The 7,741-nt window shown below is 41.2% G+C and carries 8 protein-coding genes; 1 reads left to right on the plus strand and 7 read right to left on the minus strand.

Going from position 1 to position 7,741, the window contains the following annotated elements; all coding sequences use genetic code 11:
* The 7 genes from EJ063_RS19980 to EJ063_RS20010 all read right to left on the minus strand — a co-directional run.
* A partial coding sequence (locus EJ063_RS19980; protein ID WP_148104544.1) for a type II toxin-antitoxin system Phd/YefM family antitoxin occupies nt 1–176 on the minus strand: 176 nt, incomplete at its 3' end.
* 220 nt (nt 177–396) lie between these two features.
* Nucleotides 397–897, minus strand: a complete 501-nt coding sequence (locus tag EJ063_RS19985) for an opioid growth factor receptor-related protein (RefSeq protein WP_126576030.1) — start codon at nt 895–897, stop codon at nt 397–399.
* A gap of 173 nt (nt 898–1,070) precedes the next feature.
* Nucleotides 1,071–1,337: a hypothetical protein gene (locus EJ063_RS19990; protein ID WP_126576031.1), complete on the minus strand. Its 267-nt coding sequence runs from the start codon at nt 1,335–1,337 to the stop codon at nt 1,071–1,073.
* A gap of 217 nt (nt 1,338–1,554) precedes the next feature.
* Nucleotides 1,555–2,391, minus strand: a complete 837-nt coding sequence (locus EJ063_RS19995) for a DUF2971 domain-containing protein (RefSeq protein WP_126576032.1) — start codon at nt 2,389–2,391, stop codon at nt 1,555–1,557.
* A 114-nt stretch (nt 2,392–2,505) separates the two neighbouring features.
* The gene (locus EJ063_RS20000; protein WP_126576033.1) at nt 2,506–2,961 is read right to left on the minus strand and encodes a GNAT family N-acetyltransferase; all 456 of its coding nucleotides are present in this window, start codon (nt 2,959–2,961) and stop codon (nt 2,506–2,508) included.
* A 146-nt stretch (nt 2,962–3,107) separates the two neighbouring features.
* Nucleotides 3,108–3,395, minus strand: a complete 288-nt coding sequence (locus EJ063_RS20005; RefSeq protein WP_088880747.1) for a hypothetical protein — start codon at nt 3,393–3,395, stop codon at nt 3,108–3,110.
* A gap of 239 nt (nt 3,396–3,634) precedes the next feature.
* Nucleotides 3,635–4,066: a DUF2513 domain-containing protein gene (locus EJ063_RS20010; protein ID WP_126576034.1), complete on the minus strand. Its 432-nt coding sequence runs from the start codon at nt 4,064–4,066 to the stop codon at nt 3,635–3,637.
* A gap of 2,703 nt (nt 4,067–6,769) precedes the next feature.
* Between EJ063_RS20010 and EJ063_RS20030 the strand changes: the two genes are divergently transcribed.
* The gene (locus EJ063_RS20030) at nt 6,770–6,994 is read left to right on the plus strand and encodes a hypothetical protein (RefSeq protein WP_126576038.1); all 225 of its coding nucleotides are present in this window, start codon (nt 6,770–6,772) and stop codon (nt 6,992–6,994) included.
* Nucleotides 6,995–7,741: the final 747 nt, after the last annotated feature.

The following is a 7,741-nucleotide window of genomic DNA, read 5'->3' on the forward strand; positions in this document are numbered from 1 at the left end:
ATTTTCTCTTGCATTGCTTCATACTCAGCAACATCGAGAACAACAGCAACACCTTTGCCACGTTGCGTAATAACCAATGGACGACGAGTCTCATTGATTTGTTTGATGTATGAAGCTACACCGGCACGAAACTCAGACAAAGGCTGAATATCTTGATCGAAATGAATACGACTCATATTGAACTCCCATTAGTACAGAATAACGTACAAATAATAGTTCAACTAATCCTTTTGAGCAAGAAGTTGACTCTGTGTTATAACGCCAAATTAAGTAGTGAGTAACGCTACCCCCCACCTAAACCATTGTGCCGTAAACACTTAAGCCGATTCAAAGCAAAAATGCCGAGCGTTACGAATCTGCTTAAATTTATTGTTAGTGCGCTTTTTCAGCGCTCCTCTAACCCTTGAGCGCGTTACGCCAACACTCGACCGTTTTATCTGAAACCATGCCAGTTTCTCTAGCTGCAGCCACTAGAAAGTCACACAAGTTAGCTGCTATCTGCTCATTACCGAGTAAATACAAACTACGAATTGCTCGGGTCAGGCGGAGTTGGTTGTGGTCATTACTTTTAAGCCAGACGTGGTTAGCAGGACTTAGTTCCAGTAATGAAGAAATTTCACACCCATCTCGCTGCAATCCCCAAAACTCGAGTAAAAGGTCGAGTGCTTTTAAGTGAGCAATGCGCAATTCTTCTGAGTTAGCAAAAGCCTCTCGATCTGCTTGAGTTACCAAAGGAGCATGTTGATTGAACTTAGTACCCTCATCAATCGGGAAAAGAACTTGAATGTACTTATGATCATGCTCTAGCCAGAAGTGATTGTAGGCTAACAACTGCTCTACATTGCGACCAAATTTATCTGGAGCTTTACCAGATATGAAACGAGCAATTTCACTCATTTTAAATCCTGCTAATTGTAATTTTTATCTTTGCGCACTAACGCCAAATTAAGTAGTGAGCAACGCTACCACTCACCTAACCCATTGTGCCGTAAACATTAAAGCTGACTCAACCCGAGAATGCCAAGCGTTGCGAATCTACTTAAATTTATTGTTAGACGCGTAGCCAAATACTACGCCTTGATATCAACGTTATTTCGTACATAAGTTGGGATAGATAACTTCTCATCTATGTCTTTGAACTTTGGCTGTTGAGGCATAGATTCTACTATTGCGTTAAGTTCTTCAAAACTGATACCTACAACTCGGCAAGCCGTCATCAGGCCATTAATAAAGCACTTTTTATCGCGTTTTTGCTGATGTTCACTCGCGGGAATTGATGAGTACAATTCACACTCTTTCGTTAATACGGCTAGAAGTTCTTCTTTTCGGGTTTCCATATACAAACTCAGTTACCAGATAGTTTGAACATATTATCAATGATTTAATATACAACTTCCATGAACTTCATCTTGCGTTTGTAACCAAGCGCCTAACGCCCAATTAAGTTGTGAGCAACGCTGCCACTTTACTAAAACACTGCACGGTAATCACCAAACAAGTTGAAACCGAAAGTGCCGAGCGTTGCGAATCAGCTTGAATTGCTTGTTAGGCGAATTACCGATAGCTAGCGCTAGAGTTTCTTACAACTACATTCTCATATCCATTGCTCTTCAAAAAGAGCTCTAGCTCTGCTTCAGAGCACTTACTCTTAGGACCCAGTGTAATACTCGTTACAGCATCATGCGGAAATTCAAGTTCAAAGTATGAAGTTATAGAATCATTAACAACCCTAAATTGAATATCAGAAACATTGCCATGCCAATTATTGCTTTTATCAGAGTATGGCGTATGAATAATTCTAACTTCTTGCTCTTCCGAGAATGCTGGATTTTTAAACGCTTGTGCGCTTCTTAGACATGTCGTTGCTAGCTCAGACATAGCTGGATGCCACACTGGTTTACCGTTCTCCAGTTTCGACTCTTCACATAGCTTAAGAAGTACATCTACCAAATTCGTAACAAAGATATTTGATAGCCCTTCGTTGTATGTAACTTCTGAATAGCCAAGCGCCTGCTCTTTGACCGCCGACATATAAGGAAGCTCATTACTCACATTAAGTTTATCAATAGAGAAACCTATATTCGCACCAACTCCATCATGAGCATATGCGCGCCACTGGCTTAATAGATCATGATTCTTCGAGAAACAACAGATATACGGTGTGGATGTCGAATGTTCCAAAATTGTCACAAACGTTCGAAATATATCAATGTACGAATCACTATAATTTCCAACTCTAACAACTTTATCAATCTCGGCCTTTAGCTTGGATTTGAGCCATATAATCTCTTGATGATCGTTCATGTTATTGACTGAAGATAGCCATAACTTCCTAAACTTTAAGATCCCCAAGACTCCTTGAATATCCGTGTAATGATATAAGTCTTTCATGATACTCCCATTCGCCTAACGCCGCATTAAGGTGTGAGCTGCGCTTGGCTATACTTGAGCGAAGCGAAAACGCCAAGCGTTGCGAATCACTCTTAAATGCTTGTTAGCAGCAACTTACAACGCGAGTTTAAACCCTTCATGTGTTGCTTTAAATCCAAGTTTCTCATAGAACCTGATTGCATCAGGACGCTGCTTGTCACTTGTTAGCTGAACGATTGTACAGCCTTTATTTTTTGCCAGTTCGATGGCATGTGCGAACATTTGCTCACCGAAGCCTTGTCCACGATAGTCACTATGGATTCGAACACCTTCGATAAGACAACGCCAACTACCAATATGCGTTAGGTAAGGAATAAAAGTAATTTGAAGCATCCCGACTAGAGAGTTTTCCAGCTCAACGACAAGTAATTCGTTATTTGGGTCTCTTACAATTGCTTCGAACGCTTCAAGATACCCACTATTCAACGGAACAGACGCATCTTCTCTTTTACTACCAAGTGGGTCATTTGAAAGCAAAGCTACAAGACTTTCCAAATCTTCAAAATCAGCTGAACGATACTTTAATTCCATTTATGGCTCCTTATTACTTCTGGCTGCTAACGCCGCGTTAAGTAGTGAGCAATGCAGACCACCAAACTTAAACTATTGTGCTGTAAACACTAAATTCAAAGCAAACCAAAAATGCCGAGCGTTGCGAATCTGTCTTAAACGCTTTGTTATGTGATATTTTTCTTATCTGATAGTTTTCTATACCGCCACTCTCCTAGAAACCAAGAGATAACATTAAACGGAATACCAATTGCTAATAATAACATCACTGTCGTAGGCAACTCAGTGAGAAACTCACCCCATCGGTTTTGATTAGTAAAAAGAGCAAAGCCAGCAAGCTTCCCTATAAAGAGCCCCCCGCTAATGATTAAAGTTTGAGTGATTATGTAGTAAACAGCACCTTTTTGTCGTTTATTAGCCCAGTTTTTAAACCATTTATTTTGAGACTCTGTCATCTTGTTCCTTTCACTTTGATATCGGTTCTATCTAACCTAACCATATGAAACTGAGATACAATTTGATTGAAAACTTATACGAGCAATATCGCTATTTAGGTATATCACATAACGCCGCGTTAAGTGGTGAGCAACGCTACCACCCTGCCTAAACCATTGTGACATAAACACTTAGCTTAAAGTAAGCCGAAAACGCCAAGCGTTGGGAATCCGTCTTGAACGCTTTGTTATACAAATTTTTACAGGAATGCATCAACTTGTTTTAGTAGGACATGTTCCATGATTTTTTGACTGGCACTAAACAGCATTTGGAAAGGTGCATCTTTGAACTTATCCATCAATGTAGATCGTACTTCTTTATTGGCTAGAGCATTTGCAAAGTCGTGCCCTTGCTGAGTTAGGCGAATATCTTTTGGCATAACAGAGAAACTGTTATTTTGAAGTGTTATGCCAAAAGTATTTAATGAGTCAGACCTCAATGCACTATCACTGACCAAGCTATTCTCAACGAGCAACTGAGCGTGAAATACAAACTTTTCGTTTAGCCCTTTATGGTTCTCATCATATACCGCTACACCCGAGTTCTCGATATCGTAGATCGTGATATGAGCCGTTTCAGATACCAAGAAAACATTTAGAATTGTTGCTATGTACTCTAAGTCTATTCTCATTTTAACCTCATTTGTATAACGCCGCGTTAAGTGGTGAGCAACGCAGACCACCACACCTAAACCATTGTGCCGTAAACACTAAAGCTGAATCAAACCGAAAATGCCGAGCGTTGGGAATCCGTCTTAAACGCTTTGTTATAACGAAAAACGTACCAAGTAACTTTTAGCTTCAGACATAAAAAAGCCCCAGTTGGTAGCTGGAGCTTTTTTGGTAGCGATTAAAAAATACGCGCCCTTTCAAACGTTTTAAGTATAACGTACTTGAGAGTTAATACAAGTTGCATAATATCAACGACTTATATATACTGCACGCCGTTTTGAATTCACGCAGTAAAATGACAACCAAAAGTAAGGAATAATATTGATCCTAATTAACTAAAGGAGAATAACTATGAGAATAAATTTTAATATATTTCATAGGGCTAGATAAGAAACTATCAACAGCCTTATTCTCAGCGTTAATTTATAATATTCACATACTTAAGTAACTAGGCAAGTTCCTTGTCAAGTCAGCTTTGAACGGGTGGTGCCGCTAAGCTTCCCTTAACCGGAAGTCTATGCGTGTCCTTTCAAACGAAGAGATTGGCTTTCTTAGGCGTTAACTGGGATAAGATAAGTTAGTTTAGTCTTCCTCGAACTAGAGGATAGCTATCATGTCACCTTACCCTAAGTGGAAAGATGAACTAGCGAAGATTCTATGCGGTGCTCTGCTTAAAGAGATTATCGTGAGTTTCATTAAATCGCTAGTCTAAAATAGTGAAAAACGTTAATTCAAGCCTCAGCCTTTCTGGTTGAGGCTTTTTTCGTTATAACGCCCAATTAAGTTGTGAGTAACGCACTGACCAAGCAGCTGCAAACCACCTACAACACGAAAGCCAACGCATAGTAAAGTCGCCAAGCGTTACGAATCTGCTTGAATTGTTTGTTAGGCAAATTTTCTGCGTACTCACTAACTTTGTTTGAAAACAGAATACCTTAAACACGATAAGCAACCAATCACCCACTGACTTTTTGTGATTCAAGAACCACTGAAGCCCCTATGTTACAGCCTCACTTTCAACGTTTACGAAACACAGCCTTTCAGCGAAAAAGTAGCTTTTGAACCTGAGAAACTCAAAGCTGCGAACTGACCACAAAAGCGAGCGCTTCGATTAACTTGCCCTTTCCACACTTTAAGCCAGTTAAGCTCACCACCGACCGACACTAAAAACCAATGAGGCAACCCACGAAATTTGGCATGTTTTACGGTTGAAGAGATCCAAGGAATTGAGCCGACAATGCTGAATTGCCGACTTTGAGAAACGGACTGCCAGAGGGAGTAAGAAGATTAGAACAAAGAACTTTTCTACCCTTTGCCTAACGCCCAATTAAGTAGTGAACAACGCTACCACCTAACTAAAACATTGTGCCATAAAACACTAAACTTAACCTAGAATGCAGATCGACAAGCGTTGTGAATCTGCTTAAATTGATTGTTAGTTGCCTGCCCTAAGCCTTGGATTTGAAGCTCATTGATACTTTGCCAACACTGCCCTTTCCTGACTTGATAAGTCAAATCAGGCGCAGTTTCAAAGCGACTATCACTGAAACCACGTGGAATATACAACGCCGTAGAATACGGACTGTAAGCACCAAAGGAAGCACTTGGAAAGACTGATTAACAGAATGGGTTTTCAACAAGTGGATCAGCTTCAGAAACAGAGAATCCAACAACAAACCAACCAGAACTGCATTTCCACCAATTCGAAAGCAAAAGGTCAAACACGAAAACCCAGCCAAAAACACACTGAAATTAGCCCTAAAATTGCTGATTTAGCTGCTTTTTTCTTCATTGGCAACTAAGGCAACTAACGCCAAATTAAGTAGTGAGTAACGCTGCCACCTACCTAAAGCATTGTGCCGTAAACACTAAAGCCGATTCAAACCTAAAGTGCCAAGCGTTACGAATCTGCTTGAATTTATTGTTATGTTTTACCACAACCACATGATTTACTTGAGAAAGAACTGCAATTTCTGACCAGTTTTCTGAACTAAACCACAAGGCAAGCACCGACTTGGCCGCCAAAGGCGACCAACCAAAGCGCAAGACAATGGCAAATTGCCGAGGCAACTGCCAAGCTGAAGTGATAATTGGCTAAGGAACTAAAAGCGACTTTGAGCCAGTTAAACAAGAAACCGACCGCCACGACCTGACAATGAAGCAACCCACGAACATTCGCATGTTTTACGGGCTGAGAGATTCAAGAATTTAGGCCGATAATGCTGATTTGCTGAGTCTACTAGGGACGAATTGCCAGAGGGACAAAGAACTAGAGCCTAAGACCTTTAAGCCTTTGAAATACAAGTAAACATAACGCCCAATTAACGTGTGAGCAGCGCAAACACTGAACTTAAACACTGCGCCGTAAACACTTAACTCAACTCGAAGTGAGAGCGCTAAGCGTTGCGAATCACTGTTGAATTGTTTGTTATGTTTTACCACAAGTTACTGACTTAATTGAGAAAGAACTACTATTTCAGACTAGTTTTCTGAAGCAAACCACAAGGCTAGAACCAACTTGACCGCCAAAGGCGACCAACCAGAAACGAGCAATTCCACTTCCCTGCCCAATGAGGCAACCCGACAAAGCTCCAACAAGCGCCCTTTCTTTCCAACCAAAGCGCAAAACAATTCTGAATTGCCGAGGCAACTGCCAAGCTGAAATGCTGCTTGGTAATGAACCTGAAAGCGACTTTGAGCCAGTTAAACCAAAAGCCGACCGCCACGACCTGACAATGAAGCAACCCGCGAACATTGGCATGTTTTACGGCCTGAGTGATTCAAGAACTGAGGCCGACAATGCAGATTTGCTGAGTCTACTAGGGACGAATTGTCAGAGGGACAAAGAACTAGAGCCTAAGACCTTTAAGCCTTTGAAATACAAGTAAACATAACGCCCAATTAACGTGTGAGCAGCGCATACACTGAACTTAAACACTGCGCCGTAAACACTAAATTCAACCCGTAGTGAGAGCGCCAAGCGTCGCGAATCACTGTTGAATTGTTTGTTATGTTTTACCACAAGTTACTGACTTAATTGAGAAAGAACTGCTATTTAAAGCCAGTTTTCTGAACCTAGCCACAAGGCAAGAACCTACTTGGCCGCCAAAAGCGACTAACCCAAAACCAGTAATTCCAATTCCCTGCCCAATGAGGCAACCCGACCAAGAAACAACAAGCGCCCTATCTTTCCAACCAAAGCGCAAAACAATGTTGAATTGCCGAGGCAACTGCCAAGCTGAAATGCTGCTTGGTAATGAACCTGAAAGCGACTTTGAGCCAGTTAAACAAGAAGCCGGCCGCCACGACCTGACAATGAAGCAACCCCCGAACATTGGCATGTTTTACGGGCTGAGAGATTCAAGAACTTAGACCGACAATACGGATTTGCTGAGTCTACTAGGGACGGATTGCCTGAGGGACAAAGAACTTCAGCCTAAGACCTTTAAGCCTTTAAGCCTTTAAGCCTTTAAAATACAAGTAAACATAACGCCCAATTAAGGGGTGAACAACGCCTCCACCCAAACCTAAAGCATTGTGCCATAAACACTAAACTTGAAGTAGAAGCAAAAGTGCCAAGCGTTGTGAATCCCTCTTAAATTGCTTGTTAAGCTACTTGTTCTCGGCTATACGCC

It is taken from the genome of Vibrio aquaticus, assembly GCF_003970385.1.
GTDB lineage: Bacteria > Pseudomonadota > Gammaproteobacteria > Enterobacterales > Vibrionaceae > Vibrio > Vibrio aquaticus.

What these genes read in the sequence shown, in the direction of transcription:
- EJ063_RS19985 (WP_126576030.1), bottom strand. Translation starts at nt 897, where the DNA reads ATGAGTGAAATTGCTCGTTTCATATCTGGTAAAGCTCCAGATAAATTT.
- EJ063_RS19990 (WP_126576031.1), bottom strand. Translation starts at nt 1,337, where the DNA reads ATGGAAACCCGAAAAGAAGAACTTCTAGCCGTATTAACGAAAGAGTGT.
- EJ063_RS19995 (WP_126576032.1), bottom strand. Translation starts at nt 2,391, where the DNA reads ATGAAAGACTTATATCATTACACGGATATTCAAGGAGTCTTGGGGATC.
- EJ063_RS20000 (WP_126576033.1), bottom strand. Translation starts at nt 2,961, where the DNA reads ATGGAATTAAAGTATCGTTCAGCTGATTTTGAAGATTTGGAAAGTCTT.
- EJ063_RS20005 (WP_088880747.1), bottom strand. Translation starts at nt 3,395, where the DNA reads ATGACAGAGTCTCAAAATAAATGGTTTAAAAACTGGGCTAATAAACGA.
- EJ063_RS20010 (WP_126576034.1), bottom strand. Translation starts at nt 4,066, where the DNA reads ATGAGAATAGACTTAGAGTACATAGCAACAATTCTAAATGTTTTCTTG.
- EJ063_RS20030 (WP_126576038.1), top strand. Translation starts at nt 6,770, where the DNA reads ATGCTGCTTGGTAATGAACCTGAAAGCGACTTTGAGCCAGTTAAACCA.